The following is an 18525-nucleotide window of genomic DNA, read 5'->3' on the forward strand; positions in this document are numbered from 1 at the left end:
AGTCACCCCGCGTCCGGAGCGGAGGCGTCGTCGACGCAGGCCGCGAGGCGGGCGACGAGGAGCTTGCGGTCGGCGTCCAGCGCCGCCGCGACCTCCGGGTCGAAGGCGCGACGCTCGATCCGCTCCTCGTCGAGCAGGCCCTGCTCGGCGAGCAGGCCCTCCACGAGGACGAGACGGTCACGGGTCACCGAGAGCTCCGAGGCGACCTCCAGGAGCATCCGGTAGACGGTCTCCAGGTCGAGCTCGCCGTCCAGGTAGCGGGGTCGGTCGAGAGCGTGTCCGGGCATGGGAGACCTCCTAGTTGGCCGCGGGGGCCGGGACGAGGGGCAGCGGAGCCGGCACGACGTGCTGGGTGTGGCTCGCGGCCGCGATGGTGAGCTCACCCGGGAAGTGGCAGGCGAACGCGTGCGGCTGGCCGGAGACGGGGTTGGTGGTCTCCTTGAGCTCGGGGCGGTCGGTCGCGCACTGCGGGCGGGCGATCGGGCAGCGCTGGTGGAACGCGCAACCCGTGGGCGGGTTGGCCGGCGACGGCAGCTCGCCCTCGGGCACGATGCGGTGCTCGGGCTCGAGCTCCATCGACGCCAGGGAGGCCGTGTACGGGTGCTGGGGGCGGGTGAAGAGGTCTTCGCTGGTGCCCAGCTCCACGATCCGGCCCAGGTACATGACCGCGATCCGGTGACTGATCCGGCGCACCAGTGCCAGGTCGTGGGTGATGAACAGGTACGCCAGGCCACGCTCGGCCTGGATGTCCTCGAGCAGGTTGACGATCTGCGCCTGCACCGAGACGTCCAGCGACGCGGTCGGCTCGTCGGCCACGATCAGGGACGGGTCCAGCATCAGGGCGCGGGCAATGCCCACGCGCTGGCGCTGACCGCCGGAGAGCTCGTGCGGGTAGCGCTGCGCGTACGCCGCCCCGAGGCCGATCCGGTCGAGGATCTCGTCGACCGCCTTGCGCCGGTCGGCGGGCGTCCCGACCTGGTGGATGTCGAGCGGCTCGCGAAGGATCTCGCCGAGGCGCATGTAGCCGTTCAGTGACGTGCTCGGGTTCTGGAATACCATCGCGGAGCGGCGGCGCAGCAGGCGACGCAGGCGTCCGCCGCGCGCACGGGAGACGTCGTCACCCTCGAAGACGATCGAGCCCGACGTCGGCGTGTACAGGCGCAGGGCGGTGCGTCCGACCGTGGTCTTGCCACTGCCCGACTCCCCCACCAGACCGACGGTCTCGCCGCGGGCGATCTTCAGCGAGACCCCGTTGACGGCATGGATGCGAGTGCCCTTGGCGGCGAAGGTCTGCACGACGTCGGTGAGCTCGAGCACGACGTCGCTCGGGTCGACCGGCGTCTTGCCCGTACGCACGACCGCGTTCTCGGTGGTGGCCATCACGCCTCCTGGTTCTCGGCCTGCACGCGCAGGCACGCGGTGCGGTGGCGGGTGGGCTCGTCCACGAGCAGCAGCTCGGGCCGTTCGGTCCGGCAGGCGTTGGTGGTGAACTCGCACCGGTCGGCGAACGCGCAGCCCGGGGGCAGCGCGTCGAGGGCCGGCGGGCGACCCTCGATGGTGCGCATGCGCTCACCGTTGTTGTGCTTCGGTGCGGTCTGCAGCAGCGCCCACGTGTACGGGTGGCGCGGCGCCGCCATCACCTCGGCGGTCGGACCCTCCTCGACCACGCGTCCGGCGTACATCACGACCAGGCGGTCGGCCAGACCGGCGATCACGTCGAGGTCGTGGGTGGCGATGACGATCGTCAGGCCCATCTCCCGGTTGAGCTCCAGCAGGAGCTCCAGGATCTGCGCCTGGGTGGAGACGTCCAACGCCGTGGTCGGCTCGTCGCAGAGCAGCAGCGTCGGCCTGGCCACCAGCGCCATGGCGATCAGCACACGCTGCAGCTGGCCGCCCGACATCTCGTGGGGGTAGGACTTGAGCCGGCTCTCGGGGTCGGGGATGCGCACCCGGGCCATGGTCTCGACGGCCAGCGCGCGTGCGTCCTTCTTCGACAGCGACGGGTCGGCGGCGCGAGCCGACTCGACCAGCTGGGCGCCAACGGTGTGCATCGGGTGCAACGAGCTCCAGGGGTCCTGCAGGATGATCCGCGCCTCGCTGGCCCGGAACTGGCGCAGCTCCTCCCTGCTCATCGTCGCGACGTCCCGGTCCCCGACCGAGATCCGACCGCCCACGCGGGCACCCCACGGGAGCAGGCGCATCAGTGACAGCGCAGCCGTCGACTTGCCCGAGCCGGACTCGCCGGCGAGCGCGACGATCGAGCCTGCGGGCACCTTGAACGAGACGCCGTGCAGGATCTGCAGGTCGCCGCCGGCACGCGGCAGCGAGACGGTGACGTCCTCGAGGTGGACGGCCGGGGGGACGTCCGCGGGCACCACCGGCTGGTGGGGTCCGCCGAGGGCGGTGGCGGTCATCAGTCCTCCTGCAGCGGCTTGCGGGCGGTGGTGCCCATGGGGTGGCCGCCGGGCAGCAGCTCGTAACGCTCGACGTCGACGAAGCCGGCCTCGCGGGCGATCTCGGCGATGTCGGTGGTGGCGGCGAGACGCCACCAGGGCTCGTTGCCGTGCTCGGCGTCCCAGTCGTCGTTCCAGGCGTCGTACCCGGAGCGGGTGGCGTACGCGCCGACGTCACCGAAGTGCACGTGGCCGCCCGGGCGCAGCAGGCGGTACGCCTCGGCGAAGACCGACTTGATCGCGTGCGGGGGCATCTCGTGCAGCAGGATGTAGGACGTGACCAGGTCGGCCGACTCGTCGGGGAGCCCGGTGCGCTCGGCCGCGGCACGGCGGAAGGAGATGTCGAGTCCGGCGTCCTCCGCCCGGCGCTGGGCGTAGTTCAGCTCCGACTGCGACAGGTCGAGTGCGGTGATCCGCGCCTCGGGGTAGGCCTCGGCCAGCTTCAGGGTGTACTGACCGGTGCCGCAGCCGAGGTCGACGATGTCGGCGTACGTGTCGGCCGGGGCCCGGTCGGCGAAGGCGCGACGCAGCGCGAAGATGTCACCGCCGCCGCCGTAGATCTTGGTGAGCAGGTACTGGTACACCATCTCGTGGTGCACGAACCCCATGTGGTCGTGCCCGTCCCAGCCGCCCTCGGTGGCGTGGAACTCGTAGGTCCAGTAGCGCGGGACGTCACCGTCGGTGAGGTCCTCGACCGGTGCCGACGGCGTGGCCATCGGCTCCAGCAGCTCGCGCCGGCGGTCGAAGGCCTCCACGCCGCGGGGCGTGGAGATCTCGCGCGACCAGCGCAGGGAGGCCGCCTGGAAGCGGTGGGCCGCGGCGGCCTCGACCACCGGGTCCACCGCTTCCCGCACGGCCACGATGTCAGCGGTGTCGATCCCCGTCTCCGGGGCGAGGACACCGCTCTCCTCGATCCGGCGGCGAACCTTCGGGCGCAGGGCGCCCGTCATGCCGGTACGCAGTGCCACGACGAACTCGAGCTCGGCGCGGCCGCGCTGGTCGATGCGCTGGCCCGGGGTACGGGGGTCGGCCTGGGCGTCGGTGACCACGGTCATGGGTTGCCTCCGGATCGAGGAGTGGGGGTGGGGGGAAAGGAGGTGACGCGTCAGTTCTTGACGGCGTCGTCGAGCAGCAGCATCAGGCCGGTGGAGAAGTCCAGGCCCTCGACGTCGGAGACGGTCGCGTTGACGCTCGGGCGGCCGTACGTCCAGAGCACGAAGTCCTTCTCGGCCACGTACTCGCTGGCCTCGTGGATCTTCTGGGTACGCGCCTCGGGGTCGAGCTCGGTGCGCTGGGCGGTGTAGAGCTTGTCCCAGGTGGCGTCCTTGACCATGGGCTTGGTGCCACGGGCCAGCTGCTGCAGGGAGCGGTCGATGTCGTTGAAGCCGATGTCGGAGACGCCCTTGTAGAAGATGTCCGAGTCGCTGCCCTCGCGCAGCTGCTGCAGCCAGACCGAGATCTCCAGCGACTGCACGGTCGGCTTGAAGCCCACCTCGGTGAGCTGGGCGGCGACGGCCTCGAGCAGCGGCTTGTAGAGCGAGGTGCCTGCGATGGTGATCTTGGCACCCTCGGCCCCGGCGGCCTTGAGCAGCTGGCGCGCCTTGGCCTGGTCGAACGCGGGACGGCTGATGTCGTCGGCGTAGCCGTTGACGCCCTCGATCGCGAGCTGGCCGTCCTCCTTGAGGCCCTTGCCGTACGTCAGGGCCTCGATCAGCGAGTCGATGTCGATGGCGTGGTTGGCCGCCTCGCGCACCCGCTCGTCGGCGAAGACGCCCTTGGTGGAGTTGAAGGTGAGCATGTTCTGGTTGCCCGAGTAGCCGCTGGCGACGGTGAACCCGTCGTTGCCCTCGAGCGTCTTCAGAGCGGTGGGCACCATCTCGTGGCCGACCTCGACCTGGCCGGACTCGAGCGCGGAGGCCAGCGAGTTGGCGTCGGAGAAGTAGCGCAGCTCGATGTTCTCGGTCTTCGCGACGTCGCCCCAGAACTTGTCGTACGCCTTCATCTCGACGTGGGTGTTCACGTCGAAGTCACCGACGGTGTACGGACCGGTGCCGACCGGCTTGGCGGAGAAGCCCTCCGAGCCCAGCTCGGTGTAGAGCTTCTGGGGCACGATCGAGATGTGCGAGATGCTGTTGAGCAGCAGCGGGTCGGCGCCCTTGGTGGTGATCTGGACGGTCTTCTCGTCCAGCTTCTCGACCTCGGCGATGTTCATGATGACCGTGGCGGCCAGATACATGTTCTTCATCGGCTCGGTGAACGAGAAGACCACGTCGTCGGCGGTCAGCGGGGTGCCGTCGTGGAAGGTGACGCCCTCGCGGAGGGTGAACGTCCAGGTGACGTCGTCGGTGCGCTCCCACTCGGTGGCCAGGCGGGCCTCGGGCTCGCCGCCGGGGACGACGCGCACCAGCGGGTCGAAGACGTTGTGCTGCACGGTCTTGTACTGCATCTGGAACGGGTCGATCTGGCCGAGCGAGATCGTGGTGCCGACGACGAGGGTGTCCTTGTCGCCGGAGCCCTCGGAGTCCGAGCCGCAGGCGGTCAGCAGCGAGGCGCCGAGGGTGAGACCCAGGGCGGCGGCCGCGAGCGAGAACCGGCGCGAACGGCGGGGGGTGGTGTGCGTCATGTCAGTGTTCCTCAGGGGGGATGGGGACTGGGGGTCAGCGCTCGACCGTGCCGAGCTCGCGCCCGAGTCGCTGGTCGTTCGGGAGCACGGCACCGAAGATGCGCGCCGTGAATGCACTGCGCTCGGCGGCGATCCGCTGGGCGGTCTCGTCGTCGGGCTGGTAGCCCTCCACCGAGGCCGGCGTGACCACGCCGGCCTCGGCGAGGAGGGCCTCCAGGACCATGTTCCGGTCCTTGAGGATCCACAGCTCGGACGTCACCTCGGTGAGCATCCGGGCCAGGTCGTCGAGTCGGTCGGACCCGAGGTATGCGGGGCGGTTGGGAACGTCGCCACCAGACATTGGTGCCTCCTTCGTGCGGCGGGGCCGCGGGCAGGTCGGGAAGATCAGAGAGAGGGCTTGGTCGCGCGGGTCACCCAGGGGTAGACACCGCCGCCCACGCCGTAGGACTCGACGTCGACGAAGCCGGCGTTCTTCAGCTCGGCGACCCAGTCGTGGGCCATGACCTCGCGCCAGTACGGCTCGCCGCGGTTCTCGGTCTCCCAGTCGAGGACGACCGAGCGGAACGCGTCCTGGTGCTCGTACGGCGCGATCTCGCTGATCAGCAGGTGGCCGCCCGGCTCGAGGAGGCGGTACGCCTCGGCGATGACCTTGCGGTTCTCGCTCACCGGAATCTCGTGCATCAGCGTGTAGCAGGCGACGAGGTCGGCGGTGCCCGACTCGAGCCCGGTGTCCTCGGCGGGCGCCTGGACGAAGTCGATGTCCGCGTCTCGGGTCGAAGCGAGCGCGTGGCCGTGGCGCAGCGCGGAGGCCGAGAGCTCGACGGCGGTGATCCGCGACTGCGGCAGTCGACGGCGGAGCGCGAAGGTGAAGCGCCCGCTGGAGGCCCCGAGCTCGACGACATGGCGGTAGTCGGTGCGACGGGTCTCGCCGGCCACCTGGGAGCGCTGGTCGTTGAGGTTCTCCCCCGCGCGCACCGCGCCCACGCCACCGGGTGTGAGGACGTAGGCAAAGACGAGCTCCGAGATCGCCGGACCCATCAGGTCGTGGCCGTCCCAACCGCCGGGGGCGAGGTGGAACCCTTCCTCCCAGTACGCGGGCGGGACGAGCTCGTCGTCGAGGGTGAGGGTGCCGGAGGGCTCAGCGACCTCGAGCCACTGCTCGACGCCGTCGCGGATCTCCTCGATCGCGGGCAGCGCCCGGACGTAGATCTCCTCGGCGACCCAGCGGGTGAGGAAACGGTCGAACTCCCAGGGAGCGTTGCCGTCCAGCACCGAGTAGACCGAGTCACGGCGTTCGTCGAGCCCGAGCGGAGGGTTCGGGACGGCGGTGCGGTAGGTGGCACCAGCGGTGGCCTGCAGCGTACGACCGGCGAAGTGCTGGACCGAGCCCAGGAACTCCAGGCCCGCGCGGCGGCGCTGACGAAGTGCGATGTCCATCGCGTCTCCTATCACTATCTGAGAACCACCCTCCACTTGATGGGAGTTGGTGGGTGAAACCTAAGCCCCAATTGCGGATAGGTCAACGGTTTGATAGTTGAATTAACACGTCCGAAATCATGGGACGCCGTGATGTGCCACCCGCGACCCCGTGTGGGATCAGGCGTCTGGGTGCGCGCTGGCCACGTGGTCGGCTGCCAGATAGGCCAGGCCGAGGGCGGGCAGCAGGCCGTTGCCGGCCAAGTAGCCGCTCGCTCCGTGACCGGAGATGCCCTGTGCGGCGCCACCGGAGGCGTACAGGCCCTCGATCGCCGTGCCGTCACCGCGCAGCACCCGGGCATCCGCGTCCACGACCAGGCCACCCTGGCTGTGGAAGAGCGCCGGGACGATCTTCACGGCCGCGTACGGCCCCGCCAGCGGGTGGTCGAAGTCGGTACGCCCGAAGTCGTCCACGCGCTCCCCTGTCGCCGCGGCAGCGGTCGCCGCCAGCTCCGCGGCCAGGGCGTCAACAGGGAGCTTCGTGACGGCAGCGAGCTGCTCGACGTCATCCGCCCACAGCACCGCACCCGCCTCGACGCAGTGCACGTAGTCGGTGAAGGCGAGGCAACGGGTGTGGATCTCGCGGTCCACGATGATCCATCCCTCGGCGCCGGGCTCGCGCGCGAGCAAGGGCGCGAACTCGGAGTAGCCGGCGGTCTCGTCACCGAACCGACGCCCCTCGGCGTTGACGACCACGCCGCCGTGCATGACGGTGGCCCAGCCGACCAGTGTGCTGGCGTGCTTGGAGAGCGCGGCGTGACCCTGGTAGGCGTCGAGGTGGGCGACGTCTGCACCGAGGGCGGTGCCGATGCGCAGCGCGTCACCGCGCGAGGTCTCGCTGCCGTGGTACTGCGCGTCGGCGATCTCCGGCAGGTATTGGGCGACGAGCTCAGGGTTGCCGGCGTAGCCGTTGGTGGCCAGCAGCACGGCCCGGGTCTCGATCTCCTCACTGCTGCCGTCCGGCGTGGTGACGACGACCGCCCGGACGGCGCCGTCGTCGTCGAGGAGCACGTCGGTGAGCCGGGCCGGGACGAAGAGGTCGATGCGCTCCTCGGCCTCGACGGCGCGCACGAGCTGGTCGAGCAGGACGGAGCCGTGGCGACCCTCGAGGGTGTGGCACCGGTGGGCGGAGTGGCCCGGGTACTGGAAGTCCGTGACCAGCGACAGGGGGAAGCCCAGGTCGTCGGCCATCCATTCAAGCATGGGGGCGCTGGCCCGGGCGAGCGCGGCGGCGAGCGCCAGGTCGCCCTGCCCCTTGGTCTTGCGCGCCACGTCATCGACGAATCGCTCGACGGAGTCGTCAACACCGGCAGCAGACTGCCAGCGCGACCCGACGCCGGGGATCATCGCCGTGGAGATCGAGGTGTTGTTGCCGCGGCGGTAGTGCTCGCTGGCTTCGACGACGAGCACCTGGAGGCCGTTGCGAGCTGCGCGCAGCGCGGCGAGCAGACCGCCACCGGCACCTGCAACGACGAGGTCGGGTCCTGCTTCAGACATGGGATGTCTCCTCACGGTGAGAATTCGGGCACCCCCCATGGGTGATCACGCTCGCCCGGGGATGCGCCGCGCCACCAGCTGCGCCACACCCTCGGAACGTCGTCACCGGTCACTGCGACTGCGTCACACTAACGCTCGTTAGGCCACCGGGCGGACACGGGTCTCCGCGGTGGACACTGCCCCGGACGACGAGGCACCCGTGAAACGACGAAGGGCCCGAGCGACTGCTCGGGCCCTTCGTTCCGGTGGAGGTGAGGGGACTCGAACCCCTGACCCCCTGCATGCCATGCAGGTGCGCTACCAGCTGCGCCACACCCCCGGAAGGTCGTCCCCGCTCTTGGGCGGCGACTGCAGAACCATATCCGATCATCCGCGCGCCCGCCGAATCAGGGTCCGGACCTCGGCGGCTCCGGTCCCCCTCACCGGTCGAGGAAGGCCATGTGCGCGGCGCCGTAGCGGTCGCCCTGCACGCCGATGGTCCGGGTGAGCCGGTGGAGGTCATCCAACTCGTCTGGCGTGAGGCCGACTCCCGTGGCACCGGCGTTCTCGCGGATGCGCTCCACGCGGCGGGTGCCGGGGATCGGCGCGATCCACGGCTGCTGGAGGAGCAACCACGCCAGCGCGACCTGTCCGGGCGTCACGCCCCTGGACGAGGCGAGGGCCTCGACGTGCTGCACGAGCGCGGCATTGGCCTGGAGGTTCTCCGGAGCGAAGCGCGGGATGCTGGCGCGGATGTCGTCCTTGGTGAACGTGGCGGTCGGGGTCACGGTGCCGGTGAACACGCCCTTGCCCAGGGGGCTGAACGGCACGAGCCCGATGCCGAGCTCCGCCAGGGTGCGCAGGACATCGCCCTCGGGGTCGCGCGTCCACAGGGAGTACTCGCTCTGCAACGCCGTCACGGGCTGTACGCCGTGCGCCGTGCGAATGGTCCCCGCAGACGCCTCGGAGAGTCCGAAGTGCTTGAGCTTGCCCTCGGCGATGAGGTCGCTCACCGTTCCGGCGACGTCCTCGATCGGCACCTCCGGGTCGACACGGTGCTGGTAGAAGAGGTCGATCACGTCCGTACGCAGTCGCCTCGACGCCCCCTCAGCGACGCGGCGGATCTGCTCGGGTCGGCTGTCCAGGCCCACGCTCGCGCCCTTCTCGATGCGCCACCCGAACTTGGTCGCGATGACCACCTGGTCGCGGACCGGCTCCAGTGCCTCCCCGACGAGCTCCTCGTTGACGTAGGGGCCGTACGCCTCTGCGGTGTCGAAGAAGGTGACCCCCTCGTCGACGGCAGCGCGGATGACCGTGACCATCTCCTCGCGCGTGCCGGGGTTCGGGCCGTAGCTCTGCGACATGCCCATGCATCCCAGACCGACGGCCGAGACGTCGAGCCCTTGTCCGAGTGTCCTGGTGTGCATGGTCGACCTCCTGCGTGGTTCCGGTCGCCTCGAGCTCGGCGCAGGCTCTCCACGCTACGGCGACGACCGTGGCCCCAGGAAGCCCCCCGATGACGTCTCCCCCGATGACGTCTCGGCGCCAGAGGCTTCCCCAGCGAGCTGGATAGGAGTTCCATGGAAGACGGCGGTGATCGATCCCCGCGAGTTGAGGAGATGACGATGACGGACAACCCCGACAGAAGTGGGTGGAACGGCGCCAGGGACACCTTCGGCGACTTCGCCCCCGGACTCGTCCACTACACCGACCGGGTGCTCTTTGACGAGGTCTGGGAGCGTGAAGGGCTGTCCAAGCGAGACCGCAGCCTCGTCACCGTCTCCGCCCTCACCGCGCTGGGCAAGATGGACCAGCTGTCCTTCCACCTCCTCTTCGCCCGGCAGCACGGCGTCACCGACGAGGAGTTGAAGGAAGCCCTCCTGCACCTGGCGTTCTACTCCGGCTGGCCGAACGCCATGGGCGCGACCACTCTGCTGAAGAGCATCGTCGAGAGCGAGGAGCGGCCATGACCGAGCACGGGTTCGACCAGATCTTCCCGCTCGGCGCGACGAACGACGCCTACGCGCAGTACTTCACCGGGCAGAGCTACAACGCTCCGCTGACCGATGGGAGCGTTCCCGTCGCCAACATCACCTTCGAGCCCGGCTGCCGCAATCACTGGCACATCCACCACGGCCGCGCCGGGGGGCGGTGACCAGGTACTCCTCTGCACGGCGGGCAGTGGCTGGTACCAGGCCGCAGGCCAGGACCCCGTCAGCATGGAGCCCGGAACCGCGATCCGCGTCCCGGCCGGCACCAAGCACTGGCACGGCGCCAAGGCGGACTCGTGGTTCTCCCACCTCGGGTTCATCACTCCGGGCGAGGACATGCGCAACGAGTGGCTCGAGCTGGTCGACGACGAGCACTACCTCGCACTGCCCACGAGCGGAGAGAACGCATGAGCATCCTGAACGAGACGTACGTACACCCTCGCCAACGACGTGACGATCCCGAAGCTCGGGCTCGGCACCTGGTTCATCAGCGACGACCAGGCGCTGACACCGTACGCGCGGCGATCGAGCTCGGCTACCGCAACATCGACACCGCGCAGGCGTACGGCAACGAGCACGGCGTCGGGGAAGGCGTCCGCAGCAGCGGCGTACGGCGTGACGAGCTGTTCGTCTCCACCAAGCTCGCCGCGGAGATCAAGGATCACGACCGGGCCGTGGCCGCGATCGAGGAGTCGTTGGCGACGCTCGGGCTCGACCACGTCGACCTCATGCTCATCCACGCACCCAGCGCGACCTCGACGCCACGGACTACGGCAAGCACTCCGTCTTCCCCGTCTACAGCGGCAAGTGACGTCACCCCGTGAACGCACGAGCCCCCGAGATGCTCGTCGCATCTCGGGGGCTCGTGGAGGTGAACCATCGGTGGAGGTGAGGGGACTCGAACCCCTGACCCCCTGCATGCCATGCAGGTGCGCTACCAGCTGCGCCACACCCCCGGGGTCATCGCCGTTCACGACGGCGACGCAGTGAAGATTAGTACACGGCCGCGGCTGGGAGAAACCCGGGTCAGGCGTGCCGGTTGTAGCCGACCAACCGCCGACCACGCGATGTCTGGTCGACCTCGTCGAGACCGGCGGCCTCGACGAGGACCCAGTGGCAGTTGCCCAAGGCCTGGAGGCTGAGCACGGCCTCGGGGGCCCAGCCCAGCCACGCCACCAGGGCGACCTTGAGGGCGGCGCCGTGAGCCACGACGACCCCCAGCTCCCCCGGTGCCAGGTCGGCCAGGGCGTCCTCCAGGGCCGGAACGAAGCGCGCCTCCACCTGCTCGCGCGACTCAGCTCCGGGGGCAGCCTCGTAGCGGCCCGCCCGGAAGGCGGCGAACTCGTCGGCGTTGACGCTCGCGTACTCACCGTGCGTGAGCCCTGCCCGCTCCCCCAGGTCGAACTCGCGCAACCGGGGATCGGTCTTCACGTCCACGCCCGCCGCATCAGCGACCTTCTCGGCCGTGGTCCGCGCGCGGGCGAGGTCGGAGGAGCGTACGAACGCAGGGTGCATCGCGGCGATCACCGGCGCGACGGCCTCAGCCTGCTCGATCCCGGTGTCGTCCAGCGGCACGTCCGTCTGCCCCTGGATGCGTCGCTCCAGGTTCCACGCGGTCTGCCCGTGCCGCAGCAGGAGCAGGCGGCGAGGCTCAGCGCCTTCCGGCACGGAGCGTCACGCCTCGTCGGAGCCCGCGAGCTCGGCCACCGGAGTCTCGTCGGCGGCGCGGTCGGCCACCTCGACAGCGGGGGCGATGTCCTCGGGCAGGGAGATCTCGGGGCAGTCGCGCCACAGACGCTCGAGCGCGTAGAACTGGCGCTCCTCGGTGTGCTGCACGTGGATCACCACGTCGGCGTAGTCGAGCAGGACCCAGCGGCCGGTCCGGTGGCCCTCGCGGCGAAGCGGCTTCTCGCCGACCTGCTCGCGGAGCTGGTCCTCGATCTCGTCCACGATGGCGCGCACCTGGCGGTCGTTGGACGCCGAGGCGAGGAGGAACGCGTCGGTGATGGCGAGGGTGTCACTGACGTCGTAGGCGACGATCTTCTCGGCCCGCTTGTCGGCGGCTGCGCGCGCTGCGATCTGGACGAGTTCGAGAGCGTGCTCGGTGGCGGTCACAGGAGTTCCTTCTGCTCCGCGGCGCCCGCCGGGGAGTCGATGTAGAGGTGGTGCTTGGCGATGTACTGCACGACGCCGTCGGGCACGAGGTACCAGACCGGCTCGCCGCGCGAGGTGCGCAGGCGGCAGTCGGTCGACGAGATCGCCAACGCCGGGATCTCCACCATGGTCACACGATCGGCCGCGATCCCCGACAACGTCGAAAGGTCCATCTCGTAGCCGGGACGGGTGCACCCCACGAACTGGGCGAGCTCGAAGAGCTCGGAGACGTCGCGCCAGGTGAAGATGTCGGCCAGGGCGTCTGCACCGGTGATGAAGTACAGCTCCGCGTCAGGCATCTGCGCCTTGAGGTCGCGCAGGGTGTCGATGGTGTACGTCGGGCCCTCGCGCTCGATGTCGACGCGCGACACCCGGAAGCGAGGGTTGGACGCCGTGGCGATCACGGTCATGAGGTAGCGGTCCTCCGCCTGCGACACCTGACGGTCGGCCTTGTGCCACGGGTCCCCGGTCGGGACGAAGACCACCTCGTCGAGGTCGAACCACGCCTGGACCTCGGAGGCTGCGACGAGGTGACCGTGATGGATGGGGTCGAACGTCCCACCCATCACCCCGACCCGACGGGGAGCGTTCAACTCAGCTGTGCTCGCGGCCGCCGCCGAAGGCGACGAGGACGCCCAGCGTGGCGAGGAAGATCAGCAGGACGACGGCGCCCACCGCCCAGGGGTTCACGCCGGCCCAGACGTGCGACTCTTCAGCGGCAAGGACAATTTCGTTCAGCGACATGGCCGTGATCCTACCGGTAGGCACTGAGGTCAGCGGACGTGCCCATCACCCGTGACGACGTACTTGCTCGAGGTCATCTCGACCAGTCCCATGGGGCCGCGTGCGTGCAGCTTCTGGGTGCTGATGCCGATCTCGGCGCCGAAGCCGAACTCGCCTCCGTCGGTGAACCGGGTCGAGGCGTTGACCATCACCGCGGCCGAGTCCACCGCGGCCGTGAAGCGACGGCTGGCGTGGAGGTCCTCCGTGACGATCGCGTCGGTGTGCCCGCTCGACCAGCGCCGGATGTGGTCGATCGCCTCGTCGAGCGAGTCGACGACCCTGGCGGCGATGTCGAGGGCCAGGTACTCGGTCTCGTAGTCGGCCTCGGTGGCGGGCACGACGCCGTCGAAGTCAGCGAAGGAGTCGTCCCCGTGGATGGTCACGCCCGCCTCCTGCAGCGCCTCCACGACGCGGGGCACGAAGACGCCCGCGATGTCGGAGTGGACGAGCAGGGACTCGGCGGAGTTGCAGACGCTGGTGCGGTGAGTCTTGGAGTTGAGGACGATGGCGAGTGCCTTGTCGAGGTCGGCACCGGAGTCCACGTAGACGTGGCAGTTGCCCACGCCGGTCTCGATGACGGGCACGGTCGACTCCTCGACCACGGACCGGATGAGTCCGGCGCCGCCTCGCGGGATCAGGACGTCGACCAGGCCACGGGCCCGCATCAGCTCCTTGACGCTGTCGTGGGAGTCACCGGGGACGAGCTGGACGACGTCGGCCGGCAGGCCGGCGCTGACCACGGCCGTACGCAGCGCCTCGACGATCGCCGCGTTGGAGCTGCGGGCGCTCGAGGAGCCACGCAGCAGCACGGCGTTGCCGGACTTGAGGCAGATGCCGGCCGCGTCGGCGGTGACGTTGGGACGCGCCTCGTAGATCATGCCGACCACGCCGAACGGCACCCGCACCTGGCGCAGCTCGAGCCCGTTGGCCAACGTCGATCCCTGGATGACCACGCCCACGGGATCGGGCAGTCGTGCGACGTCGCGCAGGCCCTCGGCCATGGCCTCGAGCCGGGACCCGTCGAGGCGCAGGCGGTCGATGATGTTGGAGGGCGTGCCCCCGGCCTCCGCGCGGGCGACGTCGTCGGCGTTCGCGGCGAGGATCGCCGGAGCCTGGGCGAGCAGCTCGGAGGCCATCGCCTCCAGGGCGGCGTCCTTGGTCGCGCGGGTCGCGACGGCGAGTTCGAAGCTGGCCTCGCGGGCCCGCAGTGCAACGGAGGTGACGTCAGACGTGCTCATGGGGCAAGCCTAGGTCGCCATGGCCTCGGGAGTGGATGGGCGCTCCTCCCCCGGACAGCACAGGACCCCGCCACCCTCGAGGGGCGGCGGGGTCCGGTACGACGAATCGATCAGCCCTTGCGGGCGATGATCTGCTCCGTGGCGGCCGGGAGGACCGAGTGCAGGTCACCCACGACGCCGAAGTCGACGAGCTCGAAGAGGGGAGCCTCTTCGTCCTTGTTGACCGCGATGATCGTCTTCGAGGTCTGCATGCCGGCACGGTGCTGGATGGCACCGGAGATGCCCGCCGCCACGTAGAGCTGCGGCGAGACGGTCTTGCCGGTCTGGCCGACCTGGAAGGTGTGCGGCTTCCAGCCGGAGTCGACGGCGGCACGCGAGGCGCCGACGGCAGCACCCATCGAGTCGGCGAAGTTCTCCACCGGCTCGAAGTTGCCCCCGGTGCCACGACCACCGGAGACCACGATGGCGGCCTCGGTGAGCTCGGGACGACCGGTGGACTGACGCGGCTGCGAGGCCACGATCTGGGCGGTCTTGGCGGCGTCGGAGATGACGGCGTCGAACTGCTCGACGACACCGGCACCGGCAGCCTCGACCGGAGCGGCCGAGTTGGGCTTGACCGTGATGATCGGCGTGCCCTGGGTGACCTTGGCGGTCACCGTGAAGTTGCCGGCGAAGACCGACTGGGTGGTGACGGGGCCTTCCTGGACGTCGATCGCGTCGGTGATGAGACCCGAGGAGGTCTTGATCGCCAGGCGGGCAGCGACCTCCTTGCCCTCGGCGCTCGAGGGGATCAGGACGGCCGCGGGGCTCGTCCTGGCGACCAGCTGCTCCAGGGCCTCGGCCTTGGGGGCCACGAGGTAGCCCTTGATCTGGGCGTCGTCGACGACGTAGACCTTCTCCGCGCCGTAGGCCTTCACGGCCTCCGCCACGGCGTCGCCCTGGGCAGCCGGACCGATGAAGACGGCCGACGGTTCACCGAGGCGTGCGGCGATCGCGAGCAGCTCGTACGTGGGCTTCTTGACCGCGCCGTCGACGTGGTCGACGACAACGAGAACTTCAGACATGCTCAACGCTCCTCAGATGAACTTCTTCGAGGCGAGGAACTCGACCAGCGCCGTGGCGCCCGAGCCGTCCTCGTCCTTGACGATCTCGCCGGCGGTACGCGGCGGGCGGGCGGCGGTCTCCTCGACGGCCGTCCAGGCAGCCGCGAGGCCGACCTGACCGGCGTCGACGCCCAGGTCGCTCAGCGACAAGGTCTCGAGCGGCTTCTTCTTGGCCGCCATGATGCCCTTGAAGGACGGGTAGCGAGCCTCGCCGGACTGGTCGGTCACCGACAGGACCAGCGGCATGGTGCCGCCGATGACCTCGGTGGCCGAGTCGCCGTCGCGCTTGATGCGGACCTGGTTGCCCTGGGTCTCCACGACGGAGGCCTGGGTGACCTGCGGCAGGCCGAGACGCTCGGAGAGCATCGCCGGGACGACGCTCATCGCGGCGTCGGTGGAGGCCATGCCGGTGACGACGAGGTCGACCGGGCCGATCTTCTCGATGGCCTTGGCGAGGACGAGCGAGGTGGCGATGGCGTCGGAACCGGCGATCGCGTCGTCGACCACGTGGACGCCCTTGTCGGCGCCCATCTGCAGCGCCTTGCGAACGGCGTCCACGCCCTTCTCCGGGCCCACGCACAGCGCGGTGACGGTGATCTCCTCACCGTCGCGCTTCTCCTTGATCTGGAGGGCCTGCTCGACCGCGTACTCGTCGAGCTCTGACAGCAGACCGTCGACACCCACTCGGTCGACGGTGTTGTCCGACTCGAACTGCCGATCAGCAGTTGCGTCGGGGACGTACTTCACGCAGACAACAATGTTCATGGCGGTGTGCCCGAAGGCTCCTCCTGTGCACTCGGATGTGTTCGCGAGGTTACAAGGGAGAGACCCCACCGCGGAACACAGGTCCACGGTGGGGTCTCTCACATCGTCCCGGGCCCTCTCAGGCCGGTTCGCGCGGGGCGTTGGTCAGCACTTGATGATCTTGCAGATCACCTTCTTGAGAAGACCGAGAAGCACGCCGACGACGGTGCCGATCGGGTCGGCGCCAGGAGACGGCGACGAGGTCGGCGTCGGGGTGGGCGTGGGGGTCGGCGTCGGGGTCGGCGTCGGCGTCACGGTCGGGGTCGGGTCGTCGGTCGGCGTCGGGGTCGGGGTCGGCTCCTCGGTGGGCGCCGGGGCGACGACGTTGACCGTGGCCACGACGGTGGCGGGGGCCTTGGCGGTGCAGGTGACGGCCAGGGCGCTGGTGCTGCCGTCGCCCTTCGTCATGACCAGGTCGGCGGTGAACCCGTCGATGGTGACGTTCTGGCTGCCCAGCGTGTCAGCCACGACCGAACCCTTGCCGCTGACCGGCAGGCTCAGGGAGCCGGTCGTGCCCGGGATCGGGGTGCTCGGCAGGGTGGCACCGGCAGCGAAGCTCTTGCTCCCCAGCTTGGCGTTGACCGTCGCCGGCCCGGCGAGCGAACGACCGCCGAGGAACGTGTACGCAGCTGCGCGGACGTTGTCGGGAATGGTCACCGTCCCCTCGAAGGTGGCCTCCGCGGTCTCGCCCTGCACGACCTCGGCCGGCGCGTTGACCTCAGCCTCCAGGAGGAATTCCTGGTTGGTGACGATCGAGGCGGAACAGTTGAACTTGAGCGTCGTCGGTGCGGCGTTGGCCGACGACGACAGGCCGATCAGGCCGACCGTGCTCATCGCCGCGGCGGCGATGAGCGCCACGGGCTTGGTGAATGAACGCATGCGGGTTTCCCTCCCTAGGAACTGTGCGCTACGCCTCCGTAGGTTACCCCCGCGTAACGCACCTGTGACGCTAGCCACACACCCCCCGTGAGGGCCCCGGGGTTCTCACATGACGGACTCACCAAAATGAGGCAAGCCCCGTCGCGACCAACCGGGTCGCGACGGGGCTTGCGTGTCAGGAGTCAGCGAGTCACTTCTTGACGGTGAACTTCGCGGTTGCCTTCGACTTCTTCGTGGTCTTGGTGCCCTGGTACTGGGCCACGACCGTGTACTTGCCCTTGGCCTTCACCTTGAAGACGCCCTTGGCCACGCCCTTCTTGTTCAGGGTGACGGTCTTCTTGCCGACGACCTTCTTGCCCTTCTTGAGGGTGAGCTTGACCTTGCCCTTGACGGCCTTCTTCTTGTCGTTGACGACCTTGACGTTGACCGTGGCCTTCTTGGTCTTCTTGGCGTACTTGGCCTTGGCGGTGGTCTTGGTGGCCACGACGGTCGCCTTGGTGACCTCGACGGTACCCACGACGGTCTCGGGGGCCTTCGCCTCGCAGGTCACCTGGATCGGCGTGGTGACGCCCTCGGCGTTCGTGATGACGAGCGGGGCGGTGAAGCCGTCGATCGTCACGTTCTGCGAACCGACGTTCTTGGCGACCCAGGAACCGGAACCGCTCGCAGGGAGGGCCATCGGGCCGGACTCAGCCGGAATGGCGGCCTTGGGAACGGTCGCACCCATCGAGATGGGCGTGGCGCCGAACTTGCCGGTGATGTTCGCGGTGCCCTCGATGAAGCGGGCGCCCAGGATGGCGTACGCGGTCGCACGCGTCGTGTCAGGGGCGCTCACGGTGCCGGTGAAGGAGGCCTTGACCGTCTTGCCCGCCTCGACCTTCGCGGGGAGCGTGATGTCGGCCGTGAGCCCGAACTCCTGGCCCGTCAGGATCGAGGCCGAGCAGTTGAACTTGAGGTCCGCGGGAGCCGCGGAGGCCGACGTCGAGGTGACGGCAGCGAGGCCGGCCGTGGCGACGGCCACGGTGGCGCCGGCCACAACGGCACGGCGGAAGATGTTGGTACGCATGGGGCTGTTTCCTCCAAGGAACGTGGAGCACTGGTGTTACCAGCGCGTAACTTCAAAGTGAGCGTAGTCACAGCGAGCCCAGAAGGGAAGCAACTCGCCCAAACTCCCCCATCGTGGGGAGTGCTTGCCCTCGCCGCCCCACCCGGAGCGGAGCCGGTCAGCGTCGACGCGGGCTCAGGAGCGCCTGGAGCACCCAGCCGAGCAGGAGCAGCGCCGCCGCCGCACTCCCCCACCGGAGCAAGGTGTCGCGTACGTCCGGCTCTCCGACCACGCCGGCGTCGGGGCGCGCGAACCACCCGAAGGTCACCTCGTCGGCCGCCTGCAACCACCACCCCCACGGTGAGGCCGGGTCAGCCTTCAGCGCGACGAGCAGGCAGGCGCCCGCGAGGAACAACGCGAGGAGCGCGCACGACCACCACACGACGTACGCGGTCGTCGTGCGGAGGCGTCCGAGCGTGGCCACATCGGAGGCTGGGCGG

23 protein-coding genes and 2 tRNA genes are annotated in these 18525 nt (G+C 69.6%); 4 read left to right on the plus strand and 21 right to left on the minus strand.

The window, feature by feature from the left end; all coding sequences use genetic code 11:
- Positions 1-2: 2 nt before the first annotated feature.
- From FCL41_RS11100 to FCL41_RS11145, 10 genes are all read right to left on the minus strand, one after another.
- Entirely contained in the window at positions 3-287 is a 285-nt protein-coding gene (locus FCL41_RS11100; RefSeq protein WP_137066974.1) for a hypothetical protein, read from the minus strand.
- Positions 288-297: 10 nt separating this feature from the next.
- On the minus strand, positions 298-1380 hold the full coding sequence (locus FCL41_RS11105) for an ABC transporter ATP-binding protein (RefSeq protein ID WP_137066975.1): 1083 nt from the start codon (positions 1378-1380) through the stop codon (positions 298-300).
- A complete protein-coding gene (locus tag FCL41_RS11110; RefSeq protein ID WP_137066976.1) occupies positions 1380-2414 on the minus strand; it encodes an ABC transporter ATP-binding protein in 1035 nt (344 codons plus the stop codon). Before FCL41_RS11110 ends, FCL41_RS11105 begins: the two co-directional genes overlap by 1 nt.
- Entirely contained in the window at positions 2414-3508 is a 1095-nt protein-coding gene (locus FCL41_RS11115) for a class I SAM-dependent methyltransferase (RefSeq protein WP_137066977.1), read from the minus strand. Before FCL41_RS11115 ends, FCL41_RS11110 begins: the two co-directional genes overlap by 1 nt.
- A 50-nt stretch (positions 3509-3558) precedes the next feature.
- Positions 3559-5076, minus strand: a complete 1518-nt coding sequence (locus FCL41_RS11120; RefSeq protein WP_137066978.1) for an ABC transporter substrate-binding protein — start codon at positions 5074-5076, stop codon at positions 3559-3561.
- A 34-nt stretch (positions 5077-5110) separates the two neighbouring features.
- Positions 5111-5416, minus strand: coding sequence for a hypothetical protein (locus tag FCL41_RS11125; RefSeq protein WP_137066979.1), 306 nt, complete (start codon positions 5414-5416; stop codon positions 5111-5113).
- Positions 5417-5460: 44 nt separating this feature from the next.
- The gene (locus FCL41_RS11130) at positions 5461-6513 is read right to left on the minus strand and encodes a class I SAM-dependent methyltransferase (protein WP_137066980.1); all 1053 of its coding nucleotides are present in this window, start codon (positions 6511-6513) and stop codon (positions 5461-5463) included.
- 159 nt (positions 6514-6672) lie between these two features.
- Entirely contained in the window at positions 6673-8049 is a 1377-nt protein-coding gene (locus FCL41_RS11135) for an FAD-dependent oxidoreductase (RefSeq protein WP_137066981.1), read from the minus strand.
- Positions 8050-8295: 246 nt separating this feature from the next.
- Positions 8296-8368, minus strand: a tRNA-Ala gene (locus tag FCL41_RS11140).
- Between the two features lie 100 nt (positions 8369-8468).
- A complete protein-coding gene (locus FCL41_RS11145) occupies positions 8469-9455 on the minus strand; it encodes an aldo/keto reductase (protein ID WP_137066982.1) in 987 nt (328 codons plus the stop codon).
- Between the two features lie 198 nt (positions 9456-9653).
- Between FCL41_RS11145 and FCL41_RS11150 the strand changes: the two genes are divergently transcribed.
- The 4 genes from FCL41_RS11150 (at position 9654) to FCL41_RS11160 (ending at position 10843) form a co-directional block, all read left to right on the plus strand.
- The gene (locus FCL41_RS11150; RefSeq protein ID WP_137066983.1) at positions 9654-9998 is read left to right on the plus strand and encodes a carboxymuconolactone decarboxylase family protein; all 345 of its coding nucleotides are present in this window, start codon (positions 9654-9656) and stop codon (positions 9996-9998) included.
- Entirely contained in the window at positions 9995-10183 is a 189-nt protein-coding gene (locus FCL41_RS17490) for a cupin domain-containing protein (RefSeq protein ID WP_239021621.1), read from the plus strand. The genes FCL41_RS11150 and FCL41_RS17490 overlap by 4 nt, the downstream gene beginning before the upstream one ends.
- A 64-nt stretch (positions 10184-10247) precedes the next feature.
- A complete protein-coding gene (locus FCL41_RS17495; protein ID WP_239021622.1) occupies positions 10248-10430 on the plus strand; it encodes a cupin domain-containing protein in 183 nt (60 codons plus the stop codon).
- Entirely contained in the window at positions 10427-10843 is a 417-nt protein-coding gene (locus FCL41_RS11160) for an aldo/keto reductase (RefSeq protein ID WP_239021623.1), read from the plus strand. The genes FCL41_RS17495 and FCL41_RS11160 overlap by 4 nt, the downstream gene beginning before the upstream one ends.
- Before the next feature lie 59 nt (positions 10844-10902).
- Here the strand turns inward: FCL41_RS11160 and FCL41_RS11165 are convergent.
- The 11 genes from FCL41_RS11165 to FCL41_RS11205 all read right to left on the minus strand — a co-directional run bounded on the left by FCL41_RS11165 (position 10903) and on the right by FCL41_RS11205 (position 18509).
- Positions 10903-10975: transfer RNA gene (locus tag FCL41_RS11165), tRNA-Ala, on the minus strand.
- A gap of 70 nt (positions 10976-11045) precedes the next feature.
- Positions 11046-11687 carry a histidine phosphatase family protein gene (locus FCL41_RS11170; protein ID WP_137066984.1) on the minus strand — a complete coding sequence of 214 codons (642 nt, stop codon included), beginning with the start codon at positions 11685-11687 and terminating at the stop codon, positions 11046-11048.
- Positions 11688-11693: 6 nt separating this feature from the next.
- Positions 11694-12134 carry a ribosome silencing factor gene (gene rsfS, locus FCL41_RS11175; protein ID WP_137066985.1) on the minus strand — a complete coding sequence of 147 codons (441 nt, stop codon included), beginning with the start codon at positions 12132-12134 and terminating at the stop codon, positions 11694-11696.
- Positions 12131-12766: a nicotinate-nucleotide adenylyltransferase gene (gene nadD, locus FCL41_RS11180; protein WP_137066986.1), complete on the minus strand. Its 636-nt coding sequence runs from the start codon at positions 12764-12766 to the stop codon at positions 12131-12133. Before nadD ends, rsfS begins: the two co-directional genes overlap by 4 nt.
- Position 12767: 1 nt before the next feature.
- Positions 12768-12917, minus strand: coding sequence for a hypothetical protein (locus FCL41_RS17090; RefSeq protein ID WP_170970326.1), 150 nt, complete (start codon positions 12915-12917; stop codon positions 12768-12770).
- A gap of 29 nt (positions 12918-12946) precedes the next feature.
- On the minus strand, positions 12947-14194 hold the full coding sequence (locus tag FCL41_RS11185) for a glutamate-5-semialdehyde dehydrogenase (protein WP_137066987.1): 1248 nt from the start codon (positions 14192-14194) through the stop codon (positions 12947-12949).
- Positions 14195-14304: 110 nt separating this feature from the next.
- Positions 14305-15258 (minus strand): electron transfer flavoprotein subunit alpha/FixB family protein, encoded by a 954-nt coding sequence (locus tag FCL41_RS11190; RefSeq protein WP_137066988.1) that lies wholly within the window; start codon positions 15256-15258, stop codon positions 14305-14307.
- A gap of 12 nt (positions 15259-15270) precedes the next feature.
- Positions 15271-16044, minus strand: a complete 774-nt coding sequence (locus tag FCL41_RS11195) for an electron transfer flavoprotein subunit beta/FixA family protein (RefSeq protein ID WP_239021624.1) — start codon at positions 16042-16044, stop codon at positions 15271-15273.
- Positions 16045-16206: 162 nt separating this feature from the next.
- Complete coding sequence (locus tag FCL41_RS17095) at positions 16207-16980, minus strand: DUF6801 domain-containing protein (protein WP_175422348.1); 774 nt, start codon at positions 16978-16980, stop codon at positions 16207-16209.
- A 190-nt stretch (positions 16981-17170) separates the two neighbouring features.
- The gene (locus FCL41_RS11200) at positions 17171-18046 is read right to left on the minus strand and encodes a DUF6801 domain-containing protein (RefSeq protein ID WP_137066990.1); all 876 of its coding nucleotides are present in this window, start codon (positions 18044-18046) and stop codon (positions 17171-17173) included.
- A gap of 157 nt (positions 18047-18203) precedes the next feature.
- On the minus strand, positions 18204-18509 hold the full coding sequence (locus FCL41_RS11205; RefSeq protein WP_137066991.1) for a hypothetical protein: 306 nt from the start codon (positions 18507-18509) through the stop codon (positions 18204-18206).
- Between the last annotated feature and the right edge of the window lie 16 nt (positions 18510-18525).

The sequence above is a fragment of the Nocardioides jishulii genome (assembly GCF_006007965.1).
Taxonomy (GTDB): Bacteria; Actinomycetota; Actinomycetes; order Propionibacteriales; family Nocardioidaceae; genus Nocardioides; species Nocardioides jishulii.

Excerpts from the sequence above, each read along its gene's own strand:
- FCL41_RS11190 (WP_137066988.1), bottom strand. The coding sequence starts at position 15,258 with ATGTCTGAAGTTCTCGTTGTCGTCGACCACGTCGACGGCGCGGTCAAG.
- FCL41_RS17095 (WP_175422348.1), bottom strand. The coding sequence starts at position 16,980 with ATGCGTTCATTCACCAAGCCCGTGGCGCTCATCGCCGCCGCGGCGATG.
- FCL41_RS11185 (WP_137066987.1), bottom strand. The coding sequence starts at position 14,194 with ATGAGCACGTCTGACGTCACCTCCGTTGCACTGCGGGCCCGCGAGGCC.
- FCL41_RS11100 (WP_137066974.1), bottom strand. The coding sequence starts at position 287 with ATGCCCGGACACGCTCTCGACCGACCCCGCTACCTGGACGGCGAGCTC.
- FCL41_RS17090 (WP_170970326.1), bottom strand. The coding sequence starts at position 12,917 with ATGTCGCTGAACGAAATTGTCCTTGCCGCTGAAGAGTCGCACGTCTGG.
- FCL41_RS11125 (WP_137066979.1), bottom strand. The coding sequence starts at position 5,416 with ATGTCTGGTGGCGACGTTCCCAACCGCCCCGCATACCTCGGGTCCGAC.
- FCL41_RS11105 (WP_137066975.1), bottom strand. The coding sequence starts at position 1,380 with ATGGCCACCACCGAGAACGCGGTCGTGCGTACGGGCAAGACGCCGGTC.
- FCL41_RS11130 (WP_137066980.1), bottom strand. The coding sequence starts at position 6,513 with ATGGACATCGCACTTCGTCAGCGCCGCCGCGCGGGCCTGGAGTTCCTG.
- FCL41_RS11120 (WP_137066978.1), bottom strand. The coding sequence starts at position 5,076 with ATGACGCACACCACCCCCCGCCGTTCGCGCCGGTTCTCGCTCGCGGCC.
- FCL41_RS11145 (WP_137066982.1), bottom strand. The coding sequence starts at position 9,455 with ATGCACACCAGGACACTCGGACAAGGGCTCGACGTCTCGGCCGTCGGT.
- FCL41_RS11200 (WP_137066990.1), bottom strand. The coding sequence starts at position 18,046 with ATGCGTACCAACATCTTCCGCCGTGCCGTTGTGGCCGGCGCCACCGTG.
- FCL41_RS11135 (WP_137066981.1), bottom strand. The coding sequence starts at position 8,049 with ATGTCTGAAGCAGGACCCGACCTCGTCGTTGCAGGTGCCGGTGGCGGT.
- FCL41_RS11110 (WP_137066976.1), bottom strand. The coding sequence starts at position 2,414 with ATGACCGCCACCGCCCTCGGCGGACCCCACCAGCCGGTGGTGCCCGCG.
- FCL41_RS17495 (WP_239021622.1), top strand. The coding sequence starts at position 10,248 with ATGGAGCCCGGAACCGCGATCCGCGTCCCGGCCGGCACCAAGCACTGG.
- FCL41_RS11115 (WP_137066977.1), bottom strand. The coding sequence starts at position 3,508 with ATGACCGTGGTCACCGACGCCCAGGCCGACCCCCGTACCCCGGGCCAG.
- FCL41_RS17490 (WP_239021621.1), top strand. The coding sequence starts at position 9,995 with ATGACCGAGCACGGGTTCGACCAGATCTTCCCGCTCGGCGCGACGAAC.
- FCL41_RS11150 (WP_137066983.1), top strand. The coding sequence starts at position 9,654 with ATGACGGACAACCCCGACAGAAGTGGGTGGAACGGCGCCAGGGACACC.
- FCL41_RS11160 (WP_239021623.1), top strand. The coding sequence starts at position 10,427 with ATGAGCATCCTGAACGAGACGTACGTACACCCTCGCCAACGACGTGAC.